19 protein-coding genes and 1 tRNA gene are annotated in these 22074 nt (G+C 74.4%); 10 read left to right on the top strand and 10 right to left on the bottom strand.

Features of this window, described 5'->3' with window-relative positions; genetic code table 11:
• Positions 1-188: 188 nt before the first annotated feature.
• The 7 genes from K1J50_RS03695 to K1J50_RS03665 form a co-directional block, all read right to left on the bottom strand.
• A tRNA-Lys gene (locus tag K1J50_RS03695) sits at positions 189-264 on the bottom strand.
• 117 nt (positions 265-381) lie between these two features.
• On the bottom strand, positions 382-1533 hold the full coding sequence (gene rodA / locus K1J50_RS03690) for a rod shape-determining protein RodA (protein ID WP_220116091.1): 1152 nt from the start codon (positions 1531-1533) through the stop codon (positions 382-384).
• Complete coding sequence (gene mrdA, locus K1J50_RS03685) at positions 1530-3494, bottom strand: penicillin-binding protein 2 (RefSeq protein WP_220116090.1); 1965 nt, start codon at positions 3492-3494, stop codon at positions 1530-1532. The genes rodA and mrdA overlap by 4 nt, the downstream gene beginning before the upstream one ends.
• Positions 3491-4072, bottom strand: coding sequence for a rod shape-determining protein MreD (locus K1J50_RS03680; protein WP_220116089.1), 582 nt, complete (start codon positions 4070-4072; stop codon positions 3491-3493). Before K1J50_RS03680 ends, mrdA begins: the two co-directional genes overlap by 4 nt.
• Complete coding sequence (gene mreC, locus K1J50_RS03675) at positions 4069-4944, bottom strand: rod shape-determining protein MreC (protein WP_220116088.1); 876 nt, start codon at positions 4942-4944, stop codon at positions 4069-4071. Before mreC ends, K1J50_RS03680 begins: the two co-directional genes overlap by 4 nt.
• 67 nt (positions 4945-5011) lie before the next feature.
• Entirely contained in the window at positions 5012-6055 is a 1044-nt protein-coding gene (locus K1J50_RS03670; protein ID WP_220116087.1) for a rod shape-determining protein, read from the bottom strand.
• Between the two features lie 550 nt (positions 6056-6605).
• Entirely contained in the window at positions 6606-6998 is a 393-nt protein-coding gene (locus K1J50_RS03665) for a metallopeptidase family protein (protein ID WP_220116086.1), read from the bottom strand.
• 68 nt (positions 6999-7066) lie between these two features.
• On the opposite strand from K1J50_RS03665, the gene K1J50_RS03660 reads away from it, so the two are divergent.
• Positions 7067-7372, top strand: a complete 306-nt coding sequence (locus K1J50_RS03660) for a 4a-hydroxytetrahydrobiopterin dehydratase (protein WP_220116085.1) — start codon at positions 7067-7069, stop codon at positions 7370-7372.
• 18 nt (positions 7373-7390) lie between these two features.
• On the opposite strand, the gene K1J50_RS03655 is transcribed toward K1J50_RS03660, so the two are convergent.
• Positions 7391-8500, bottom strand: a complete 1110-nt coding sequence (locus K1J50_RS03655) for a M20/M25/M40 family metallo-hydrolase (protein ID WP_220116084.1) — start codon at positions 8498-8500, stop codon at positions 7391-7393.
• 55 nt (positions 8501-8555) lie between these two features.
• Here K1J50_RS03655 and K1J50_RS03650 point away from each other — a divergent pair, with 55 nt between their 5' ends.
• The 9 genes from K1J50_RS03650 to K1J50_RS03610 all read left to right on the top strand — a co-directional run bounded on the left by K1J50_RS03650 (position 8556) and on the right by K1J50_RS03610 (position 18936).
• The gene (locus tag K1J50_RS03650) at positions 8556-9683 is read left to right on the top strand and encodes a pyridoxal-phosphate dependent enzyme (RefSeq protein WP_220116083.1); all 1128 of its coding nucleotides are present in this window, start codon (positions 8556-8558) and stop codon (positions 9681-9683) included.
• Entirely contained in the window at positions 9680-11221 is a 1542-nt protein-coding gene (locus K1J50_RS03645; protein ID WP_220116082.1) for a M81 family metallopeptidase, read from the top strand. The genes K1J50_RS03650 and K1J50_RS03645 overlap by 4 nt, the downstream gene beginning before the upstream one ends.
• On the top strand, positions 11218-12330 hold the full coding sequence (locus K1J50_RS03640) for an alanine racemase (protein WP_220116081.1): 1113 nt from the start codon (positions 11218-11220) through the stop codon (positions 12328-12330). The genes K1J50_RS03645 and K1J50_RS03640 overlap by 4 nt, the downstream gene beginning before the upstream one ends.
• 127 nt (positions 12331-12457) lie before the next feature.
• Positions 12458-13519 carry a dTDP-glucose 4,6-dehydratase gene (rfbB, locus tag K1J50_RS03635; protein WP_220116080.1) on the top strand — a complete coding sequence of 354 codons (1062 nt, stop codon included), beginning with the start codon at positions 12458-12460 and terminating at the stop codon, positions 13517-13519.
• The gene (rfbA, locus tag K1J50_RS03630) at positions 13516-14397 is read left to right on the top strand and encodes a glucose-1-phosphate thymidylyltransferase RfbA (protein ID WP_220116079.1); all 882 of its coding nucleotides are present in this window, start codon (positions 13516-13518) and stop codon (positions 14395-14397) included. Before rfbB ends, rfbA begins: the two co-directional genes overlap by 4 nt.
• Complete coding sequence (gene rfbC, locus K1J50_RS03625) at positions 14394-14957, top strand: dTDP-4-dehydrorhamnose 3,5-epimerase (protein WP_220116078.1); 564 nt, start codon at positions 14394-14396, stop codon at positions 14955-14957. Before rfbA ends, rfbC begins: the two co-directional genes overlap by 4 nt.
• 3 nt (positions 14958-14960) lie before the next feature.
• The gene (gene rfbD / locus K1J50_RS03620; RefSeq protein ID WP_220116077.1) at positions 14961-15851 is read left to right on the top strand and encodes a dTDP-4-dehydrorhamnose reductase; all 891 of its coding nucleotides are present in this window, start codon (positions 14961-14963) and stop codon (positions 15849-15851) included.
• Positions 15852-15862: 11 nt separating this feature from the next.
• A complete protein-coding gene (locus tag K1J50_RS03615; RefSeq protein ID WP_220116076.1) occupies positions 15863-17758 on the top strand; it encodes a glycosyltransferase family 2 protein in 1896 nt (631 codons plus the stop codon).
• Positions 17759-17784: 26 nt separating this feature from the next.
• Positions 17785-18936: a hypothetical protein gene (locus K1J50_RS03610; protein WP_220116075.1), complete on the top strand. Its 1152-nt coding sequence runs from the start codon at positions 17785-17787 to the stop codon at positions 18934-18936.
• A 21-nt stretch (positions 18937-18957) separates the two neighbouring features.
• On the opposite strand, the gene K1J50_RS03605 is transcribed toward K1J50_RS03610, so the two are convergent.
• Positions 18958-20829: a hypothetical protein gene (locus K1J50_RS03605; protein WP_220116074.1), complete on the bottom strand. Its 1872-nt coding sequence runs from the start codon at positions 20827-20829 to the stop codon at positions 18958-18960.
• A gap of 64 nt (positions 20830-20893) precedes the next feature.
• Positions 20894-22072, bottom strand: coding sequence for a mandelate racemase/muconate lactonizing enzyme family protein (locus K1J50_RS03600; protein WP_220116073.1), 1179 nt, complete (start codon positions 22070-22072; stop codon positions 20894-20896).
• Positions 22073-22074: the final 2 nt, after the last annotated feature.

The following is a 22074-nucleotide window of genomic DNA, read 5'->3' as shown; positions in this document are numbered from 1 at the left end:
CCGGGACGAGGCGTTGCCCGCGCCGCGGCAGGCCAGGGATCGCCGGGGCGCCGGAGGACGCGCCCGGCGCCTACGTCCCCGCCTGCCGCTAGGTCAGGAACATGCCGGAGGATGGCGCGGCGAGGCTGAGGCCGAAGCCCCACGGAAGCCCCGAGCCGGACGAAACCGCGGATCGCGCCGCCAGGCGCTGGTGGGCGCACTAGGATTCGAACCTAGGACCCGCTGATTAAGAGTCAGCTGCTCTACCAACTGAGCTATGCGCCCGCCGGGTCATACCGGCCGCCGCCGCGGCGGCGCGCCGGTGCGCGGCCGGCTACATAACGCCCCGCGCCGGCAAATCAACCCCGAAATCTCCCGGACCCGGGGGCCTTTCCGCCCCCCTCATTCCCGGGCCGGGCCCAGGTCCGCGTCCCGGTGCACCCAGGCCGAGAGCAGCAGCCCGAAGCCCAGCATGACCGTCAGCATCGCCGAGCCGCCATGCGAGATCAGCGGCAGCGGCACGCCCCCCACCGGAATGGAGCCCGTCACCATCGCGACGTTGACGAAAACGTAAAGAAAATAGTTCGTGCCGAGCCCCACCGCGAGCAGCCGCCCGAACTGATGCCGGCAGCGCAGCGCCACCAGGTGGCAGAACGCCACCACGAGCAGCATCAGCCCGAGCACGGTCAGCGAGCCGACCAGGCCGAATTCCTCGGCCAGCATGGTGAAGATGAAGTCGGTCTGCTTCTCCGGCAGGAAGTTGAGGTGCCCCTGCGTGCCCTGCAGGAACCCCTTGCCCCACATCCCGCCCGAGCCGAGCGCGATCTTCGACTGGATGATGTTGTAGCCGGCGCCGAGCGGGTCGCTCTCCGGGTCGAGGAAGGTCTGGATCCGCGCCTTCTGGTAGTCGCGCAGATGGTGGTAGGCGACCGGCGCGGCCAGCGCGACGGCGCCCAGCCCGAGCGCGAACTTCCACCAGCGCACGCCGGCGGCCCAGAACACCGCCGCGCCGACCGCGGCCGTGATCAGCGCCGTGCCCAGGTTGGGCTGCTTCAGGATCAGCGCCACCGGCACCGCCACCGCCAGGGCGGGCGGGACCAGGAACAGCGGATTGCCGACCCGCTCCCAGCTCGCCCGGCGGAACCACGCCGCCAGTGCGGCCACGAGCAGGATCTTCATCAGCTCGGAGGGCTGGAGCTGCAGCGGACCGACATCGATCCACCGCTGCGCCCCCTTGCCCACGGTCCCGTGCACGAGCACCAGGGCCAGCAGCGCGACCCCGCCCGCATAGGCCGGCCAGGCGAGACGCGCGATGATCCGGATGTCCACCAGCGCGACCGCGAGCATCAGGACCAGACCGAAGCCGAAGCGGATCGCGTGCTTCTGCGCGTAGGGCTCGGGCGCGCCGCCGCCCGCCGAGTAGAGCGCCGCGTAGCCCACCGCCGCGATCAGGCAGAGGAGCAGCACGAACCCCCAGGGGATGCGCCACAGCTTGGCGAGCACGGCGGCGCCGCGGTCGCGGACCAGCAGCCGGCGCTCGAACGCGCCCGTCATCGCGGCTGCGCCTCCGCCACCCGCGGTCCCCCCGCCGCGGGCGGCGCCCCGCCGGCCGGCGGCCGCAGGCGCTGGAAGGCCTCGACGAGGATGTCGCGCGCCAGCGGCGCCGCGGCGGCGGAGCCGCTGGTGCCGTGCTCGACCACGACCGAGACCGCGAAGAGCGGATCGTCGTGCGGCGCGAAGGCGACGAACAGGGCGTGCGGCCGCCACTCCCGCGGCACCTGGTTGACGTTGAAGCCGCGCTCGCGCTGCTCGCGCGTCACCCGCCGCACCTGCGTCGTGCCGGTCTTGCCCGCCATCTGCGCGCCGACCCAGGACGGCAGGCGGGAAAGGCGCGCCGTGCCGCCCTCCTCGTTCACCACCGCCCACATGGCCTCCCGCACCAGGCGCAGGTCGCGCTCGCTGATGCCGAGCGCCGGCCAGTCCTCGGGCCGCGACCCGCGCACCGGCCGGCCGCCGATCGCGCGCGTCAGGTGCGGCTGCACCGCGCGCCCGGTGGCGAGGCGCGCCGTGTAGGTCGCGAGCGCGAGGGGCGTGAGCTGGTAGAAGCCCTGGCCGATGCCGTGCACCACCGTGTCGCCCGGCGACCAGGGCTTGCCCTGCGCCTCGCGCCAGGCCCGGGTCGGCACCAGGCCGCGGCGCGCGCCCGGCAGCTCGATCTCGAGGTCCACGCCGAGGCCGAGGCGCCGCGCCATCGCCGCGATGCGGTCGATGCCGAGGCGCCGCGCCATCTCGTAGAAATAGACGTCGCAGGAGTACTTGAGCGCCGCGCGCAGGTCCACGCCGCCGTGGCCGCCGCGCTTGTGGCAGTGGAAGCGCGTGTTGCCGAGGTCCATGTGGCCCGGGCAGTGCACGCGCTCGCCGGGCGTGCAGACCCGGGCCTCGAGCGCGGCGAGCGCGACGGCCATCTTGAAGGTCGAGCCCGGCGCGTAGAGGCCGTTCGTCGCCTTGTTGATCAGCGGCGTCGAGCGCGCGGCGGTCCACCGCCGCCACAGCGCCGCCGGCACGCCGGCGTTGAACAGGTTGGGGTCGAAGGAGGGCTTGGTCGCCATCGCCAGCACCTCCCCGTTGCGCGCGTCCAGCAGGACGGCGGTGGTGCCCTCCTCGATCCTCGCCCGGATCGCCTTCTGCAGCTCGGCGTCGATCGTGATCTGCACGTCCTGGCCGGGGGCGCCCTCGCGCCGGTCGAGCTCGCGGATGACGCGGCCGACCGCGTTGACCTCGAGCTGCACCGTGCCGGCCTGGCCGCGCAGGACCCGGTCGTGGTGGCGCTCGATGCCGGCGCGGCCGACGCGGATGCCGGGCAGCTCGAGCAGCGGGTCGTCGCCGATGTCGGCCTCGCTCGGCGGCGCGACGTAGCCGACGACGTGGGCGAGGTGCTCGCCCTCCGGATAGATCCGGGTGGTGCCCACGTCCACGCTGATGCCGGGCAGGTCGGGCGCGTTGAGCTCGATCCGCGCCATCTCCTCCCAGTCGAGGAATTCGCGCACCACCACGGGGACGAAGCGGCGGCGGCGGCGCAGTTCGCGCTCGATGCGGGCGCGCTCGTGCTCGGCGAGCGGGACGATGCGCGAGAAGGTGTCGAGGGTGGCGGCGACGTCGGCGGCCTGCTCGGCGACCAGCAGGGCGCGCCAGTTCAGCCGGTTGCCGGCGACGATGCGGCCCGCGCGGTCCAGCACCCGGCCCCGCGGCGGCGCGATCAGCCGCACGCTGATGCGGTTCTCCTCGGCGAGCGTCGCGTAGCGCTCGCCCTGCTCGACCTGCAGCCGCCAGAGCCGGTGGCCGAGGAAGCCGAAGGCGCCGAGCTGCAAGGCGCCAAGGGCCAGGGCGCGGCGGGTGAAGACGCCGCGGCGGCGTTCCTCCTCGCGCCGGACGCTGGTGCCGAGGGCGCCCCCCAGGCCGTGCCCGGGCAGGGCGCGGCGCCAGCGCAGCCCGGGGGCGCGGAGGGAGCCGCTCATGCGGCCGCCTCCGCCCGGCTCATCGCCTGGTGGAGCCGGGCCATCGGCCAGGCGAGCAGGGGGTAGAGCCCGGTGGAGAGCAGGAACAGGTGCCAGGCCGGCACGACCGGCGGCAGGCGCAGCGTCAGCAGGAGCTGCAGCATCCAGCCGAGCGCCATCGCCGCGGCCGCGACCGCGCCGTAGAGCGTCCACACGACCACGAAGCCCTGCCGCGCGATCGCCCGCCGCCAGCGCACCGCCGCGCCGTGCGCGAGCAGCAGCGTGAGCACGCCGGCGCCGAGCGGCGCGAGGCCGAGCAGGTCCTGCAGCAGACCCAGGACGAACACCAGGGGGGCGGGCATGACCGCCGGACGGAACACCGACCAGAAGAACACCGCGGGCAGGCAGACCGCCGCCACCGCGCCCGGCGGCCCGGCCGGCGCGGCGGCCAGGACCATCAGCAGCGCCGTCGCCGCGCCGGGCAGGGTGGCGCGGCCCAGGGCGTCGAGCCGGTGCAGCAGCCCGGGGGGCGGCTCCTTCCGTCCCGGCGGCGCGGGGCGCGCCGGCGCGACGCCGCCGGGAGGGCCGGACCGGGTCATCGCCGCGCCGCCCCGAGGCGCACCGCACCCGGACGGGCCACGGCCTCGGGCGGCAGGATGCCCTCGGGGCCGAGGTCGAACAGCCGCACGAAGTCCAGCCGGTCGAGCCGGGCGAACAGCTCGACCTCGGGCACGCCGGCGCCGGACCAGCGGACCACGCCGACCGGCAGGCCGCCGGGGAACAGGTTGCCCTCGCCGTTGGTGACGACCCGCTCGCCCTCCGCCGGCGGGGTCCCCTGCGGCCAGTAGGCGAGGCGCGGCCGCGGGCCGTTGGTGCCGATCATCAGCGCCCGCGCCCGGCTGCCCTCCAGGGCCACCGGGATGCGGCTGTTGATGTCGGTGACGAGCAGCACGCGGGCCGACCGCGCCCCGACCTCGGTCACCCGGCCGACGAGGCCGCGGTCGTCGAGCGCCACCTGGCCCTTGCGGATGGCGTGGCCGGGCCGCGTGGCGACCAGCACGGCCCGGGCATAGACGCCGCCGCCGTCGGCCACCGCGCGCGCGGTGACGAAGCGCGGCGCGGGCTCCGGGATGACGTCGAGCTGGCGGCGCAGCAGGGCGTTCTCGGCCTCGAGGGCGAGCGCCGCGGCGTGCCAGCGGCGCAGGCGCTCGTTCTCCTCGCGCAGCCGGGCGTTCTCCTCGCGCAGCGCGAGCAGCGCCCGGGCCTCCTCCACGGCGTTCCGCGCCGCGCGCAGCGGCTCGGCCAGCGCCGCCCAGAGTGGGGCCAGGACGTCGGCCAGCGCGACCCGCGCCCGCTCGGCCAGCAGCGTGTCTGCCTTGCCGAGCAGCATGGTCCCGAAGGCCATGGCGACCAGAACCGGCAGGGACAGCCGGGCCAGTGCCTGCCGCAGCGGGATGCTGAGACGCAACACGGTTCGGTCCGGTCCCCCCTTCGCCGGCCGGCAGCTCGCCGCCGGCCGGACCCAGCCTCGCCGATCCTCAGTACATGGACGTTAGCACGTGCCGCAGCCGCTTCATCTCCTCGAGCGCCCGGCCGGTGCCGAGCGCCACGCAGGAGAGGGGCTGCTCCGCGACCGTCACCGGCAGGCCGGTCGCGTCGCGCAGCACCTGGTCGAGCCGGTTGAGCAGCGCCCCGCCCCCGGTCAGCACGATGCCCTTGTCCACGATGTCCGCGGCGAGCTCGGGCGGGGTGTTCTCCAGCGCCACCTTCACCGCCTCGACGATGTGGCTGACCGGCTCGGCAAGGCTCTCGGCGATCTGGCGCTGGCTGACCAGGACCTCGCGCGGCACGCCGTTCATCAGGTCGCGGCCCTTCACCTCGGTGAGCGCGCCCTCGCCGCCGTCCTCGGGCGGGGCGGCCGAGGCGATCTCCATCTTGATCCGCTCCGCCGTGCTCTCGCCGATCAGCAGGTTGTGGTGGCGGCGGATGTAGCTGATGATCGCCTCGTCCATCTTGTCGCCGCCGACGCGCACGCTGCGCGCATAGACGATCCCGCCGAGCGAGATCACCGCGACCTCGGTGGTGCCGCCGCCGATGTCCACGACCATGCTGCCGGAGGGCTCGGTCACGGGGAGGCCGGCGCCGATCGCGGCGGCCATCGGCTCCTCGATCAGCAGCACCTTGCGCGCCCCGGCGCTCTCGGCGCTCTCCTGGATGGCGCGGCGCTCCACCGCGGTGGAGCCCGAGGGGACGCAGACGATGATCAGCGGCGAGGCGAAGCTGCGCCGGTTGTGCACCTTGCGGATGAAGTGCTTGATCATCTCCTCCGCCACCTCGAAGTCGGCGATGACGCCGTCGCGCAGCGGGCGGATGGCGGCGATGTTGCCGGGGGTGCGGCCGAGCATGTGCTTGGCCTCGTTGCCGACCGCGAGCACCTGCTTGCGGCCGCGCAGGTCGGCGATGGCGACGACCGAGGGCTCGTTCAGCACGATGCCGCGGCCCTTGACGTAGACCAGCGTGTTCGCCGTGCCGAGGTCGATGGCCATGTCGGCGGAAAGGAAGCCGAACAGGCGGGAGAACATGCGCGGGCGACCTTCCGGTGGCAGCAGAGGGGCGGCCCGGCGGCCGGCGGGCGATCACGATCGCGCGCAGGGCCGGGAGCGGGGTGCCTTAGCCGCCTCCGCGCCCCGGCTCAAGGCCGGAGCGGCAGCGCCGGGCAGGCCGCCCGCGGTCACTCCCCACCGTTCGGTCGTCGCCGCCGGCCGGGCGCGATCCGCGACCGCAAGGCCGGACGCCGTTCCGGGGTGGGGCCGGGCAATAGGCCGCAGCTGCCCCCCGCGCCGCGCCCGGCGCCGCCGCTCACGCCGGCCAGGGGCGAGATCCAGGGGCGAGATGCGGAACCGGATCAGGCGGACCACCCCCGGCGTGGCGGCAATTCCGGCCGTGGCCAAGGCGCGGCCGCCAGCCCCGGACCGGCCGGCCATCGGCGCGCCGAGGGCGAGGGGAAGGGTCGGGAAGAGGGGGCACGAACGCCGGGACCATGGCCGCGCCGCCGCTCCCACGCCGCCGCAGGGGCGCGTCGGCCGTGCCGCAGGCCCGTCCGGAGCGCGCCGCCCCCGGCGGCGGCGCGCCCTATCCCTCGCGCTCGAGCCGCTCGATGTCCTCGTCCGAGAGGCCGAAGTGGTGGCCGATCTCGTGGATCAGGACGTTGCGCACCAGCCGGAACAGGTCCTCCCCGGTCTCGATCCACTCGAGCAGGATCGGCTCGCGGTAGAGCACGATCGTGTCCGGGGCGTGCGGCACGTCGGAGACGCTCTTCTGCGTCAGCGGCACGCCGCGGTAGAGGCCGGTGAGCTCCCAGGGGCTGTCGAGGCCCATCTCGGCGAGGGTCTCGTCGTCCGGGGCCTCCTCGACCACGATCGCGGTGCCGTGCACCATCCGGCGCAGCGGCTCGGGGATGGCGGAGAGGGCGCGCTCCGCCATCTCCACGATGTCCTCGGCGGTGGGGGGCGTGCCATGGCGCATGACGGCGCCAGCGGACGCCGCGCCGGCCGTTCCGTCAAGCCGTCCGCGAGGAGGAGGAGGAACGCGTCATGCCGATCGCCCCGCTCGATCCCGCCGCCCGCGCCGCCCTGCCCGGGGTCCTGCCGGGCTGGGCGATGCTCGCGGACCGCGACGCCATCCGCCGCGCCTTCCGCTTCCGCGACTTCTCCGAGGCCTTCGGCTTCATGGCCCGGGTCGCCCTGCTGGCGGAGCGGCACGACCACCACCCCGAATGGTCGAATGTGTGGAACCGCGTGGAGATCACGCTGACGACCCACGACGCGGGCGGGCTGTCGGAGCGGGACGTGGCGCTGGCGCGGGCGATCGACGCCCTGCTGGGCGAGGGGAGCGGCTGAGGCGGCCGGCCCCGGCCCTCAGCCTCGTCCCGCCGCGAGCAGCCGGCCGAACAGCGGCACCGCGGCGGCGAGATCGGCGATGCGCGCGCGCTCGTGCGGCGTGTGGATGGTGTCCGAGGATTCCGGGCCGAGCACGACGCAGGGGGCGATCGCCTGCAGCTCGCAGGCGTCCGTGCCGTAGGGGACGGTGCGGGCGCGCTGGTTGGTGAGCTGGACCGCGAGCCGGACCAGCGGATGGTCCTCGGGCAGCTCGGGCGGCGGGCCCTCGCGCTGCTCGGAGAGGCGCAAGCCGGCGCGGGCGGCCGCCGCGCGCACCGCCTCGACGACCGGCGCCGGGTCCACCGAGCGGCTGTAGCGGTACTTGATGGCGGCGGTGGCCCGGGCGACCGTGACGTTCAGCGCCGTGCCGTGGTTGTCGAGGACCAGGTTGAAGTCGGAGAAGGGCGGATCGTAGGCGGGATCCTGCAGGGCGGGGTCGCTGCGCAGGCGCTCGTGGAGGGCGCGCATCTCGGTGAGGAAGGGGATGAGCTGCCAGTTGGCGTTCACCCCCGTGCCGAGGGCGGAATGGGCCTGCACCCCCTCGGCCTCGACGATGAAGTTGACGTGCGAGCGGTGGCCGCGCACCGGGGCGAGCCGGGTCGGCTCGGCGACGACGATGCCGAGGAGGCCGAGGGAGCGGGCGAGGGCGGAGGACTGCGCGATCAGGCGCGCGCCCTGCTTGGTGGTCTCCTCGTCGGTGGTCAGCAGCAGGGTGACGGGGGTGTCCTTGTCGGCCGCCCTGGCGGCGAGGATGGCGGCGGCGACCTGGCCCTTCATGTCGGCGCTGCCGAGGCCGTGCAGGAAGCCCTGCTCGTCGATGCGGGCGGAGAAGGGGTCCTCCTGCCAGCCGGTGTCCGGCACGGTGTCCATGTGGCCCGAGAGGGCGTAGCCCCCGGCCGGGCCGCGATGGGCGACGAGGGCGCGCTTCCTCACGCCGCGGGTGTCGGTGTAGTCGAGCCGCTCGATCTCGAAGCCGGCGAGTTCGGCCTCGATCCGCTCGGCGACGGGGAGGTTGGAGACGAAGGAGCGGCTGTCGATTCGGACCAGGTCCGCGGCGAGCCGGGCGACGGCGGTTTCGGATTCGGTCATGGCGGGGAAGCATGGACTTGCCGGGGCGGGCGCGGCAAGCGACCTTGCCGGCGCCATGACCCAGCCTGTCGCCTATCTCGATCCCCGCACCGGCCGCACCTGGCCGCTCGAACCGCCGCGCTGGTGCGGCGACGACCGGGCGCCGCTGCTGCTGACGCCGCTGCCCGGCCTGAGGCGCGACGCGATCCGGCGCGAGCGGCGCTCGCTCTGGCGCTACGCCGCGGCGCTGCCCTTCGCGCCGGAGGACCCGATCAGCCTGGGCGAGGGCTGCACGCCGCTGGTCCCCCGCCGCATCGCCGGCGCCACCGCGCTGCTGAAGTGCGAGTGGTTCATGCCGACCGGCAGCTTCAAGGACCGCGGCGCCAGCGTGATGCTCTCGCTGCTGCGCGCGCAGGGGGTGAGGGAGGTGCTGGAGGATTCCTCCGGCAACGGGGGCGCCGCCGTCGCGGCCTACGCGGCGGCCGGGGGGATGCGGGCGAAGATCCTGGTGCCGGCCGGCACCTCCCCGGCCAAGACCGTGCAGGCGCGCGCGAGCGGCGCCGCGATCGAGCTGGTCTCCGGCAGCCGCCAGGACTGCGCGGAGGAGGCGCTGCGCCAGGCGGAGCGCATCTTCTACGCCAGCCACAACTGGCATCCGTTCTTCCTGCACGGCACCAAGACGCTGGCCTACGAGCTGTGGGAGGACCTCGGCTTCCGTGCGCCGGACAACGTGATCGTCCCCTGCGGCGCGGGCTCGAACGTGCTCGGCTGCGGCATCGGCTTCGAGGAGCTGCGCCGCGCCGGCGAGATCGCCCGTCCGCCGCGCATCTTCGCCGCGCAGCCGGAGAATTGCGCGCCGATCGCGCGCGCGTTCCTCGGGGCGCCGGCGGCGGCGCCGGCGCCGACGATCGCCGAGGGGACGGCGATCGCCCGCCCGATCCGGCTGCCGGAGGTGCTCCAGGTGCTGCGCGAGACCGGCGGCGGCGCGGTGATGCTGGGCGAGGCGGAGATCGGCGCGGCGACGCTCGACCTGGCGCGCGGCGGCGTCTATGTCGAGCCGACCTCGGCGCAGGCCGCGGCGGCGTTCGCGAAGCTGCTGGCGAGCGGGACGATCCGCGCCGAGGAGACGACGGTGGTGGTGCTGACGGGCTCGGGCCTCAAGGCCACGCCGCGCATCGCCGAGCTGATGGGGGTGTCGCTGTGAACGGTCCGCGCGTCGCGCTGCTCGGCTTCTCGATCGAGTGCAACCGCTTCGCCCCGCCGGCGGAGAGCGAGGACTTCGCGCACCGCTGGTTCGAGGGCGAGGCGATGCTCGCCGACGCCCGCGCGGCCGCGCCGCGCATGCTCGCCGAGATGCCGGGCTTCGTCGCCGCCATGGACGCCGCCGGGCCGTGGCGGCCGCGCCCGATCCTGCTCGCCATGGCCGAGCCGAACGGCCCGGTGCGCGGTTCCGTCTTCGCCGGGATGATGGCGATCTGGCGCCGCGGCCTGGAGGCGCTGCGCGGGGAGGTGGACGGCGTCTACTGCGTTCTGCACGGCGCCGGCCTCACCGAGGACGACGACGACCCCGAGGGCACGCTGCAGGCGCTGATCCGCGACATCCTCGGGCCGGAGGTGCCGGTGGTGTGCAGCTACGACCTGCACGCCAACGTCTCCGAGCGGATGGTGGCGCTGTGCGACGTCTTCGTCGGCTACCGCACCAACCCGCATCTCGATCTGTTCGAGCGCGGCGCCGAGAGCGCGCGGCACCTGCGCCGCCTGATGCGCGGCCTGCGCACGCACCGCGCCTTCCGCCGCCTGCCGATCGTGGCGCCGACGGTCAGCATGCTGACCGCGCAGGGACCCTACGCCGAGGTCATCAACCTCGGCCAGGAGCGGCAGGCGGGCGATCCGCGCATCCTCAACGTCTCGGTCATGGGCGGCTTCGCCTATGGCGACACCCCCTTCAACGGCATGGCGATCATCGTCACCGCGACCGAGGCGGAGGCGGCGGAGGCACTGGCGGACGAGCTGGCCCTCGCCGCCTGGGAGCGCCGGCACCGTTTCGTGGCGCATCTCACGCCGCTTGCGGAGGCGGTGCGACTGGCGAAGGAAAGCCCGGTGCCGCTCGCCTTCGCCGATGTCGCCGACAATCCCGGCGGCGGCGCGCGCGGGAACACGATGTACATCCTGGAGGCGTTCCACAAGGCGGACGTGCGCGACTGCCTGGTCGGCATCATCCACGACCCGCTGCTCGCCGCGGAGGCGCACCGCCTCGGCCGCGGCGCGCGCTTCACGGCGCGGTTCAACCGCCCGCAGGGCACGCTCGCCGCGGACGACCCGTTCAGCCGGCCCTTCGCGGCGGAGGCGGAGGTGCGCGCACTCTCCGACGGCCAGGTGACGGGGCGGCGTGGCATCTACGCCAACACGGCGGTTGACCTCGGCCCGACCGCGGCGCTGCAGATCGGCGGCATCACGGTCGTCGTCGTCTCGCGCCGCGCGCAATGCGCCGATCCGGTGTTCTTCGAGCATCTCGGCCTCGACATCGGCGCCGCGCGCGCGGTGGTGGTGAAGTCGCGCGGCCATTTCCGCGGCGGCTTCGACGAGTTCTTCCGGCACGAGCAGGTGGTCGAGGTGGACTGCCCCGGCCTGACCAGCCCGATCCTCACCCGCTTCGACTGGAAGCGCCTGCCGCGCCCCGTGCTGCCGCTCGACCCCGAGACCGCCTGGACCCCGCCCGCCCGCACGGGAAGCCCGCGATGACGACGCTCGACGACCTGCCCACCCCCTCCCTGATCCTCGACCGCGTCATCCTCGTGCGCAATCTGGCGCGGATGGCGGCGGCGATCGCGCGTCATCCGGGGGTCGCGCTGCGCCCGCACCTCAAGACCGCGAAGAGCCGGGAAGTCGCCGCCCTGGCCGCGCCGGGGGGCGGCCCGATCACCGTCTCGACGCTCGCCGAGGCGCGCTGCTTCGCGGCCGGGGGCTGGCGCGACCAGATCTACGCCGTCGGCATCGCGCCGGCGAAACTCGACGCGGTGGCGGCGCTGAACGCCGCCGGGGCGGATGTGAAGGTCATCACCGACGATGCGGACGCCGCCGCCGCCATCGCCGCCCATCCCGGCCCGGTGCGCGCGCTGATCGAGGTGGATGTGGGCGAGGGACGCGGCGGCGTGGCGCCGGAGTCGGAGGCGCTGGTCGCCATCGCCGCCCGGCTCGGGCCGCGGCTTGCGGGCGTGCTGGCCCATGCCGGGCACTCCTACGCCGGCCGCTCGCCCGGCGAGATGGAGGCGATCGCCGAGACCGAGCGCGCCGGCGTGGTGCTGGCCGCCGAACGCCTGCGCGCGGCGGGGCATCGCGTCGAGATCGTCTCGCTCGGCTCCACGCCGACCGCGCTGCACGCGCGTTCGCTCGCCGGCGTGACCGAGGTGCGCGCGGGCGTGTACATGTTCGGCGACCTGTTCCAGATGCAGATCGGCACCCACGGGCCCGAGGACATCGCGCTCACCGTCCTCGCCTCGGTGATCGGGCGCAAGCCGGAGCGCAACGCCGTTCTGCTCGATGCCGGGGCGCTCGCGCTCTCGAAGGACCGCAGCACCCAGGCGGCGCCGCGCGACTACGGCTTCGGCCTGATGCTCGACCGCCTCGGCCGCCGCAGCTTCGGCGACGCCATCGTCGCGCGCACGCACCAGGAGCACGGCGAGGTGCGCGGCGAATCCGGGCCGCTGCCCTTCGCGCGGCTGCCGGTCGGGGCGCGGGTGCGCATCGCGCCGAACCACGCCTGCCTCACTGCCGCCGCATACGACCGCTACCACCTGGTCGAGGGCGGCGAGGAGGTGGTTGCCGTGTGGGAACGGATCAACGGTTGGTAAGGGGCGGGACGAGGCGCTTGCGACGGGCGGTGGCGGCGGCTAGGACCGCCTGACGGTTGCGGGGGGCGGGCCGGCGCCGGCCTCCCCGGCCAGGACCGGCGTTGCAGGGGAACGGAGAACAGCGTCGTTGGTCATCCTGGTCACCGGCGGCATGGGTTTCATCGGCTCCGCCGTCGTGCGCCACCTGCTGGCGACGACCGATGCCGTCGTCGTCAACGTGGACAAGCTCACCTACGCGGCGAGCCCCGAGGCGCTCGGCCCCTGGCTGCGCGACCGGCGCCACGTGCACGTCCGCGCCGACATCTGCGATGCCGCGGCGATGCGCGCGGTGTTCGCGCAGCACCGCCCCGACGCGGTGATGCACCTCGCCGCCGAGAGCCACGTGGACCGCTCGATCGACGGGCCGGCGGAGTTTATCCGCACCAACGTCGTCGGCACGCTGGTCCTGCTCGAGGCGGCGCGGGAGCACTGGCTGTCGCTGGACGCGGCGCGGAAGGCGGCGTTCCGCTTCCACCACGTCTCCACCGACGAGGTGTTCGGCTCGCTCGAGAGCGCCGACGCCCCGCCCTTCCGCGAGACCACGCGCTACGACCCGCGCAGCCCCTACTCGGCCTCGAAGGCGGCGTCCGACCATCTGGTGCGGGCCTGGCATCACACCTACGGCCTGCCCGCCCTCGTCACCAACACGACCAACAACTACGGGCCGTGGCAGTTCCCGGAGAAGCTGATCCCGCTGGTCGCGCTCAACGCGCTGGAGGGCAAGCCGCTCCCGGTCTATGGCGACGGCTCCAACATCCGCGACTGGATCCATGTCGAGGATCACGCGGAGGCACTGGTGCTGGCGCTCGCGCGCGGCCGCCCGGGCGAGACCTACTGCCTCGGCCCGCGGCAGGAGCGGACCAACCTGCAGGTGGTGAAGGCGATCTGCGCCACGCTCGACCGGCTGCGCCCGGACCCGGCCGGCCCGCGCGAGCGGCTGATCACCTTCGTGAAGGACCGTCCCGGCCACGACTTCCGCTACGCCATGGACCCCTCCGCGGCGGAGCGGGCGCTGGGCTGGAAGGCGCGGCGGGACTTCGAGACCGGCCTCGAGGAGACGCTGCGCTGGTACCTCGACAACGAGGCGTGGTGGCGGCCGATCCGCGAGCGCCGCTACGCCGGGGAGCGCCTGGGGACGACCGCGGCATGAAGGGCATCCTGCTCGCCGGCGGCGCCGGCACCCGCCTGCACCCGATGACGCTCGCCGCGAGCAAGCAGCTCCTGCCGGTCTACGACAAGCCGATGGTCTATTACCCGCTGGGAACGCTGATGCTGGCCGGCATCCGCGACATCCTGGTGATCTCCACCCCGCAGGACCTCCCGCAGTTCCGCCGCCTGCTCGGCGACGGCGCGCAGTTCGGCATCCGCCTCAGCTACGCCGAGCAGCCGCGGCCGGAGGGCATCGCCCAGGCCTTCCACATCGGCGCAGAGTGGATCGCGGGCGAGCCCTGCGCGCTGGCGCTCGGCGACAACATCATCTACGGCCACGGCCTCTCGGACCAGTTGCGCGCCGCTGCGGCGCGCGCCGCGGCGGGCGAGGCGACGATCTTCGCCTACCGCGTCGCCGACCCGGAGCGCTACGGCGTCGCCGAGTTCGACGCCGCCGGGCGCGTGCTCTCGCTCGAGGAGAAGCCGCGCCATCCGAAGTCCGACTGGGCGGTGATCGGCCTCTATTTCTACGACCGCCGCGTCACCGCGCTCGCGTGTGCGCTGCAGCCCTCGGCGCGCGGGGAGCTGGAGATCACCGACCTCAACAGGGTCTACCTGGAGCTCGGCGCGTTGCGCGCCGAGCGGCTCGGCCGCGGCTGCGCCTGGCTCGACGCCGGCACGCCGGCCTCGCTGCTGCAGGCGGCGCTGTTCGTGCAGACCGTGCAGGAGCGGCAGGGGCTGCAGGTCGGCTGCCCGGAGGAGATCGCCTTCCGCATGGGCTTCATAGACGCCGCCGCGCTGCGCGTCCGCGCCGCCGCGCTCGGCAAGACCGCCTACGGCGCCTATCTCCTCGACCTCGCCGAGGGACGGCACGCGTGAAGGTCGAGCGCCTCGCCATCCCCGACCTGCTGCTGATCGAGCCGCGCCGCCACGCCGACGCGCGCGGCTTCTTCTCGGAGGTGTACAGCCGGCAGGCGCTGGCGGAATTCGGGCTCGACGTGGAATTCGTGCAGGACAACCACAGCCTTTCGCGCCAGGTCGGGGTGGTGCGCGGGCTGCACTTCCAGATCCCGCCCGCGGCGCAGGGCAAGCTGGTGCGCGTGGTGCGCGGCGCGGTGCTCGACGTCGCGGTGGACCTCCGCCACGGCTCGCCGACCTTCGGTCGCCACGTCGCGGTGGTGCTGAGCGCCGAGAACTGGCGTCAGATCTGGATCCCGCGCGGCTTCGCCCACGGCTTCTGCACCCTCGAGCCCGACACCGAGGTGATCTACAAGGTGGATGCCTACTACGACCGTGCCGCGGATGCGGGCCTGCTGTGGAACGACCCCGCCCTCGGCATCGCATGGCCGGTGAGCGCGGAGGCGGCGATCCTGTCGGAGAAGGACCGCGCCGCACCGCGGCTCGCCGAGCTGCCGCGGTACTTCACCTATCCGGGCTGAGCGATGCGGCGGATCCTCGTCACCGGCCGCGGCGGCCAGGTCGCCACCGGGCTCGCGACGGCGCTGCCGGCGCGCGGCTTCGAGCCGGTCCTCGTCGGCCAGCCGGAGTTCGAGCTGGCGCAACCGGAGAGCATCGCCGCCGCCTTCGCCGCGGCGCGGCCGGAGGCGGTGGTGAACTGCGCCGCCTGGACCGCCGTGGACGCCGCCGAGGAGGCGGAAGCGGAGGCCTTCTGCGCCAACGCGCTCGGGCCCGCGCGCCTTGCCGCGCTCTGCGCGCGCGCGGGCGTGCCGCTGATCCACCTCTCCACCGACTACGTCTTCGACGGGCGCAAGGGCGCGCCCTACACGGAGGAGGATGCGCCGAACCCGCTGTCCGCCTATGGCCGCACCAAGCTCGCCGGGGAGTGGGCGGCGCTCTCGCGGGCGGAGCGCGTGACCGTGCTGCGCACCGCCTGGGTGCATGCGCCGCTGGGCCGGAATTTCGTGCGCACCATGCTCGCGGCCGGCGCGGGGCGCGCGGAGCTGCGCGTGGTCGCCGACCAGCGCGGCTGTCCGACCGCCGCGCCCGACCTCGCGGAGGCGATCGCGGCCGTGCTCGCGCGCCTGCGCGAGACCGGCTGGCGCCCCGAATACCGCGGCGTGTTCCACGCCGCCGGCGCGGGCGAGACCACCTGGCACGGCTTCGCCGAGGCGATCTTCGAAGCGGCCGCACCCTTCGGCGGGCCGCGCCCCCGGGTGGTGCCGATCGCCACCGTGGAGTACCCGACCAGGGCGACACGGCCCGCGGACGGCCGGCTGGACTGCGCGAAGCTCGCGCGCGTCTTCGGCGTCCGGCTGCCGCACTGGCGCGAGGGACTGGCGCGGGTCGTGCGCGCGCTCTACGGCGCGGACTGAGGGCGCGGGCGATGGCAACGGCCGATGCGCTCCGGGACCTGCACGGGTACGTGGTCAACGCCGCGCGCGGCTTCGTCCGCCGTCGGCCCTGGCTCAAGCGCCGCCTCCTGCCCCTGGCGCGGCCGCTCTGGCCCTGGCTGCAGCCCCGCAGCATCGGCGCGGACTACCGGCAGTGGATCCGCGAGCACGACACGCTCTCGGACGCCGACCGCGCGGCGATCCGCGCGCACGTCGCGCGCCTGCCACACCGGCCGCTGATCTCCGTGGTGATGCCGGCCTTCGAGACGCCGGAGCGGTTCCTGCGCGAGGCGATCGCCTCGGTCCGGGCGCAGCTCTACCCGCACTGGGAGCTCTGCGTCGCCGACGACGCCTCGCCCTCGCCGCACGTCGCCCGCGTGCTGGAGGAGGCGGCCCGCGCGGACCCGCGGATCCGCTGGGTCCGTCGCGAGACCAACGGCCACATCCCCGCCGCCACCAACACCGCGCTCGCGCTGGCGACCGGCGAGTGGGTGGCGCTGATGGACCACGACGACCTGCTCGCCGAGCGCGCGCTCTACGAGGTCGCCGTCGCGATCAACACCCACCCCGACGCCGCGCTGATCTACAGCGACGAGGACAAGGTGGACGCGAGGGGGCGGCGGAACGGTCCCTACTTCAAGCCGGACTTCGACCCGGATCTGCTGCTTGGGCAGAACTTCGTCAATCATCTGTCGGTGTTACGGCGCGACCTCCTGGTGGCGATCGGCGGGCTGCGCGAGGGGTTCGAGGGCAGCCAGGACCACGACCTCGTTCTGCGCGCCGTCGCCGCCTGCGGGGCGAGGCGGGTCCGCCACATCCCGGCTGTGCTTTACCACTGGCGCCGGGCCGCCGGTCCCGCCTCCTTCTCCGAGGCGAACTTGGCCCGTTGCGTGGACGCCGCGCGCCGCGCGGTTGCGGAGCGCCTCGCCGCGCGCGGCGTGCGGGCCGAGGTCACGTCGGCGCCGCTCGCTCCGGCGTATCTGCGTGTGGTCTGGCCGCTGCCGGACCCGCCGCCCCTCGTGTCCGCCATCGTTCCGACGCGCGACCGCGCGGATCTGCTCGGCCGCTGTCTCGAAGGCCTGCTGCACCGGACCGACTACGGCCCGATCGAGGTGCTGATCGCCGACAACGGCAGCGAGGAGGCAGCAACGCACACGCTGTTCGCCACGCTGGCGCGCGACCCGCGCGTGCGGGTCCTGCCGATGCCGGGGCCATTCAACTACGCGCGGCTGAACAACCGCGCCGTCGCCGAGGCGCGCGGCGAGGTGCTGCTGCTGCTCAACAACGACACCGAGGTCATCGATCCGGGGTGGCTGCGCGAGATGGTCTCCCACGCGGTGCGGCCGGAGATCGGCGCGGTGGGCTGCAAGCTGCTCTATCCGAACGGCTGTGTGCAGCACGGCGGCGTCTTCCTGCTTGGAGTCGAAACGCCCTCGGGCGTCGCGGGCCACCATTTCGTGGGCGCCGCGGGCGACGCGCCGGGGCCCTTCGGGCAGCTTGCCCTCGTCCGCAGCGTTTCCGCCGTGACCGCCGCCTGCCTCGCGGTGCGCCGCGGCGTGTTCCTGGAGGCGGGCGGCCTCGACGAGGAGAACCTGCCGGTCGCCTTCAACGACGTGGACCTCTGCCTGCGGATCCGCGAGCGCGGCTACCGCAACCTCTGGACGCCGTTCGCCGTCCTCCGCCATTGGGAATCGGCTTCGCGGGGGCTCGACCTCGAGGGGGAGAACGCGCGGCGCTTCCGCCGCGAGGCGGACTACATGCGCCGACGCTGGGGGCCCGCGCTCGACAACGATCCTTTCTGGAACCCCAATCTCTCCCTTGCAGACAGCATGCGCACCCTGGCCTGGCCTCCGCGGCGGACGAAGCCCTGGCAGTGCGCCGGACCGTGACCGGCGGATGGGGCGCCGTTTCCCCGATGGCGGAACCGATCCTTACCGACCTTGCCGAAGCCGAGCCGGGGCTCCGGCGCTGCCTGCACGGCCTACCGGACCTTCCGCGCCTGCACCAGGGACCGCAGTTGGCGAAGAAGGCGGGGCGGTTGGCGGTGCGGGTCGCGGAGCGCCTGGGCGAGGTGGCGCGGGCGGCGGTGCGCGATCCGGTGATGCGTCTGCGCTCCCGGCCGGAAGCGTTGCTGCGCGTCGAGGCGGGGGAGAGGAGCGATCCGGCGCGGCGGTCGGTGGCGCTGTTCGTGCACTTCAGCCCAGATGGCCGCGTTTCGTCCATGGTGCGGCGTCAGCTCGAGACCTACGACCGGCTGGGCTTCGAGACCGTCTTCATCTCCAACGCGCCGGCCGTCGTCGAGTGCGACTGGCAGGCCGCGCGGGCGCGCGTGGCGCTGGCGGTGCACCGGCGCAATTTCGGTCTCGACTTCGGCGCGTGGAAGGACGTCGCGCCGCTGGCGCTGGCCCGCTGGCCGCAGGCCGAGGAACTGCTTCTGGTCAACGACAGCGTTCTGGGACCGATCCGGCCGCTCGATCCCGTCCTGGCCGCGATGCGAACGGCCGGGCCGGGACTGTTCGGGCTGCTGGAGAGCGTCCAGGGCGGGCCGCACCTGCAGTCGTGGTTCGTGCTGGCGCGCGGGCGCGCGCTTGTCGCCGACGTCGCCGCCTTTCTCGCGGCACTGCGCCTGAGCGTGTCGAAATGGCTCGTAGTCCAGCGCGGCGAGTTGCGTCTCGCGCGCGCGATGCGGCAGCGAGGGCATCGCGTCGCGGCGGTCTATTCCTATGCCGCGTTGCTGGAGCGCGCCTTGTCCGACCCTGCGGAACGCGCCTACCTGATCGAGGCGCTGCCGTCGCTCGAACGGTACGCGGCCCTCCCGGAGGCCGAGGCCGTGGCCGCGCTGCGCGCCCGGCTGCTCGCGCGGCCGCTCAACCCGGCCCATCACCTCTGGCGCGTGCTGTACGGCCCGGCCGGCTGCCCGTTCGTCAAGACCGAGCTCGTCCGCCGCAACCCGGGCCGCCTGCCCGGCGTGGAGGCGTGGCGCGCCCTGGTTCCGCCCGATTCGCCCTGTCCGCTGCCGGAGATCGAGGCGCATCTGCGCCTGATGGGCGGGGCGCCGGCGCGCTGAAGCCGGCCCCGGCGCGGCTCGTCACCGCAGCACCGCGAACAGGCGGTAGGTCCCCTCGAGCTCGGGGGGCAGCGCGAGCGGGCGCAGCCAGGCGGGCGCATCGGCGGCGCCGGGGCGGCGCAGCCGCGCTCCGAGGCTCTCCGGATGCAGCGGTCCGAGGATGCTGTCCGGGCGCGTCGGCAGCGAGACGAGGATGTAGGCGATGCCGCGCCGATCGAGCACCGCCCGCGCCGCCGCCTCGTCCTGCGCGCCGAACATGGCGATCGTATCCGCGACCGCCGCGCCGCCGCGATGGTAGGGGGCGCCGACGTAGCGGTATGGCGTGCGGTAGGCGAGTTTCGGCGTGATGCTCAGGTCGTCGGTGAGGATGATCGGACCGTTCGCGTCCGGGATGGGCGCGCCGCCCGCCGGCCCTTCGGTTGCGAGCCAGCGCGCGAGCGCGGCGGAAGCGCTGCCGTGCAGCCCCGCGGCATCTCCCTGCGGCGGGCGGGGCAGGGCAAGCGCGAGGTAGGGCGTACCGACGGCCAGCGCGATCGCGAGCCAACCCGCAATGCGGCGCCGCACGGGCCCGCGGCAACGCTCGGCGAACCAGACCAGGCCGGCGCCGGCGACGGACGAGGTCGCGGCGAGGTCCACCGCGAAGCGCCGATGCATCAGGGCCGCGGCACAGGTCGCGACGAAAGGCAGGGCGAGCACGGCCCCGGCGGGCCAGCGCCGCTCGTCCCGCGCCCAGAGCGCCAGGACCGCCGGCAGGACGAGCAGCGCGGCAACCGCGCCGCCGGCCCAGAAAAGGAGGTCATGCAGCCCGCCCTCGCGCGTCGGCGCCAGCGGCATCATCTCGTTGATGGCCGGGAGCAGCGCCACGAAGACCGCATCGGCCTCCGAGACGGAGGCGGAAAGCGCGCCGGGGTAGAGCGCGAGCAGGATCGCCAGGCTTGCCCCCCCGAGACCCAGTCCGGCCGCCAGACGCCACGTGCGATGCAGCATGCCGAGACGCACGGCGACGCCGAAGGCCGTCGCCGCGAGCGTCGCCATCAGCACGTGCTGCACGGAAACCTTATCGTACTCGCCCGCGAGCCAGCGCGCAGGCGGGTGCTCGCTGATCACGGCGACGGCGAGGCCGACCAGCATCGCCCCCGCCATGCGCAGGCCCTGCCTGGCGAAAGGCGCGCCGTCGGCGGCGAGCAGCCAGGCGATGCCGAAGGCCGCGAGCACCGGCCCCGCGACCAGCAGCGCCTCGGGAGAGACCCAGACGCCGAGCGCGAATGCAAGGCCGGCGCCGATCGCGGCGCGCGCCCGATCCCGCGGGGCCAGCGCCGCACGCAGCGCGGCACCGAGGCCCAGCAGGCCGGCGAGCAGGATCAGCATATGATGGTCCGTGAACCCCGCCCTGCCGTAGCCGAACAGCAGCGGCGGGGACGACAGCACCATGAGCGCGGCCACCCAGGCGGCGCTTCCGGGCCAGAGCGCGGCGGCAGCCCAGGCGGCGGCGAACGCTGCGGCGAGGTGCAGCGCCGGCGCGGAGAGCGCCCCCGACCAGAAGATGGCGCGGCGGGGATCGGCGCCGGCCAGGCGTTCCGCCGCCAGGGCGGGGCCGAGGATCAGGACGTCGAGCGGCCGCGTCCAGTGCAGCGACAGCCCGTAGGGTGCGTTGAGCTGCGGGATCTCCGACGCGTACCAGTCGCCGGTGCGCCGCAGCTCCTCGATGCGCAGCGTGCGCACATAGGCGTCGGTGTCGCGCAGGCGACCGTCGCTGGCCACGCCGGTCGGTCCGGTCGCGAGGCGCCAGTGCAATGCCAGACCGGCCAGCAGCAGGACCAGGCCCAGCAGGCGGAAGCCTCGAACCCCCTCGCGGTCCGGTGGCGATGGCTCGTCCGGGATCGCACTCTGCATGCGCCGTGTCCCTACCTTGCTGCCAAGGCCGTCTCTGCGCCTCGGACCGTGGCGCGGGAGAGGGTCAACCCGCGGGCGGCCGCGCGCGGATCGCCGCCTCGTCGGGCTCGACGCCCCAGCCGGGCGCGGCGGGCAGCACCAGCTCCCCGTTCTCGATCACCGGCGGCGCGAGGACGAGCTCGTCGCGCCAGGCGACGGAATCCACGTCGATCTCCATCACGCGGAAGTTCGGGATCGCCGCGCAGAAATGCGCGGAGATCGCCGAGGAGAGATGCCCGTAGAAATTGTGCGGCGCGCAATTCAGCTCGTATGCGTCGGCCATCGCCGCGATCTTCACGCTCTCGCCGAGGCCGTTCCAGATCACGTCGACGATCGGCACGTCCACGGCGCGCGCCTCGAAATAGGGGCGGAAGTCGCGGCGGCCGTGCAGCGTCTCGCAGGAGGCGATGGGGCAGGGGGCGCGGCGGCGGATGTCGGCCAGCGCGCCCGGGTCGTGGGTGTCGATCTCGAGCCACGTCAGACCGAAGGGCGCGACCGCGTCGGCCATGCGGAGGAAGCCCTCGGTCCGGAAGTGGAAGTTGAGGTCGAGGTGGATGCCCATCTCCGGCCCCGCCGCCTCGCGGATCGCGGCGAGCTGGGCGCGCAGCTCGGCGAGCAGCGCGTTGTCCCAGTTGAGCTCCGGCCAGCCCGGGCTGCGGCCGAAGCCGGGCGCGAAATGGCCGAGCGCGCCGTCCGGGCCGATGCGCAGGATGTTGGTCTTGAGCGCGCGGAAGCCGAGCGAGCGCACCTCCGCCGCGTGCCGCGCAAGCTCGTCGAGCGTGCGGATGCGCGGCAGCTCGACCCCGCGCCGCCCGCCGACGCGGTAGGTGCCGAAGTGCGACCAGTAGAGCGGGATGCGCGTGCGGATCGGGCCGCCGAACAGGGCACAGACCGGCACTCCGGCCGCCTTGGCGCGGATGTCGAGCACCGCGTTCTCGATCGCCGCGATCGCCTGCTGGATCAGGCCGCCGCGCGACTGGCGCGTCAGCACGTGCAGGCGGGCGACGACCAGCTCCGAGGCGCGCGGGTCCATGCCGACGACGGCGGAAGCCAGTTCCTCGATGACGCGGCCGAGGCCGGGGCTGCCGAAGCTCTCGTTGAACTCCGACCAGCCGATCACGCCGTCGGCGCTCGCCATCTTGAGGAAGGAGAAGGTGCGCCAGCCGGCGTCGCAGCGCAGGACCTCGAAGCGCTCGATGCGCATGT

Source organism: Caldovatus aquaticus, assembly GCF_019458025.1.
Lineage (GTDB): Bacteria > Pseudomonadota > Alphaproteobacteria > Acetobacterales > Acetobacteraceae > Caldovatus > Caldovatus aquaticus.
This window is presented reverse-complemented; position numbering and strand designations above follow the sequence as displayed.

Bases quoted from the DNA above. Each gene is read 5' to 3' on its own strand.
- K1J50_RS03605 (WP_220116074.1), bottom strand. From the start codon at position 20,829: ATGCAGAGTGCGATCCCGGACGAGCCATCGCCACCGGACCGCGAGGGG.
- K1J50_RS03610 (WP_220116075.1), top strand. From the start codon at position 17,785: ATGGCGGAACCGATCCTTACCGACCTTGCCGAAGCCGAGCCGGGGCTC.
- rodA (WP_220116091.1), bottom strand. From the start codon at position 1,533: ATGACGGGCGCGTTCGAGCGCCGGCTGCTGGTCCGCGACCGCGGCGCC.
- K1J50_RS03600 (WP_220116073.1), bottom strand. From the start codon at position 22,072: ATGCGCATCGAGCGCTTCGAGGTCCTGCGCTGCGACGCCGGCTGGCGC.
- rfbA (WP_220116079.1), top strand. From the start codon at position 13,516: ATGAAGGGCATCCTGCTCGCCGGCGGCGCCGGCACCCGCCTGCACCCG.
- rfbD (WP_220116077.1), top strand. From the start codon at position 14,961: ATGCGGCGGATCCTCGTCACCGGCCGCGGCGGCCAGGTCGCCACCGGG.
- mrdA (WP_220116090.1), bottom strand. From the start codon at position 3,494: ATGAGCGGCTCCCTCCGCGCCCCCGGGCTGCGCTGGCGCCGCGCCCTG.
- K1J50_RS03640 (WP_220116081.1), top strand. From the start codon at position 11,218: ATGACGACGCTCGACGACCTGCCCACCCCCTCCCTGATCCTCGACCGC.
- K1J50_RS03665 (WP_220116086.1), bottom strand. From the start codon at position 6,998: ATGCGCCATGGCACGCCCCCCACCGCCGAGGACATCGTGGAGATGGCG.
- K1J50_RS03615 (WP_220116076.1), top strand. From the start codon at position 15,863: ATGGCAACGGCCGATGCGCTCCGGGACCTGCACGGGTACGTGGTCAAC.
- K1J50_RS03655 (WP_220116084.1), bottom strand. From the start codon at position 8,500: ATGACCGAATCCGAAACCGCCGTCGCCCGGCTCGCCGCGGACCTGGTC.
- K1J50_RS03680 (WP_220116089.1), bottom strand. From the start codon at position 4,072: ATGACCCGGTCCGGCCCTCCCGGCGGCGTCGCGCCGGCGCGCCCCGCG.
- K1J50_RS03650 (WP_220116083.1), top strand. From the start codon at position 8,556: ATGACCCAGCCTGTCGCCTATCTCGATCCCCGCACCGGCCGCACCTGG.
- K1J50_RS03660 (WP_220116085.1), top strand. From the start codon at position 7,067: ATGCCGATCGCCCCGCTCGATCCCGCCGCCCGCGCCGCCCTGCCCGGG.
- K1J50_RS03670 (WP_220116087.1), bottom strand. From the start codon at position 6,055: ATGTTCTCCCGCCTGTTCGGCTTCCTTTCCGCCGACATGGCCATCGAC.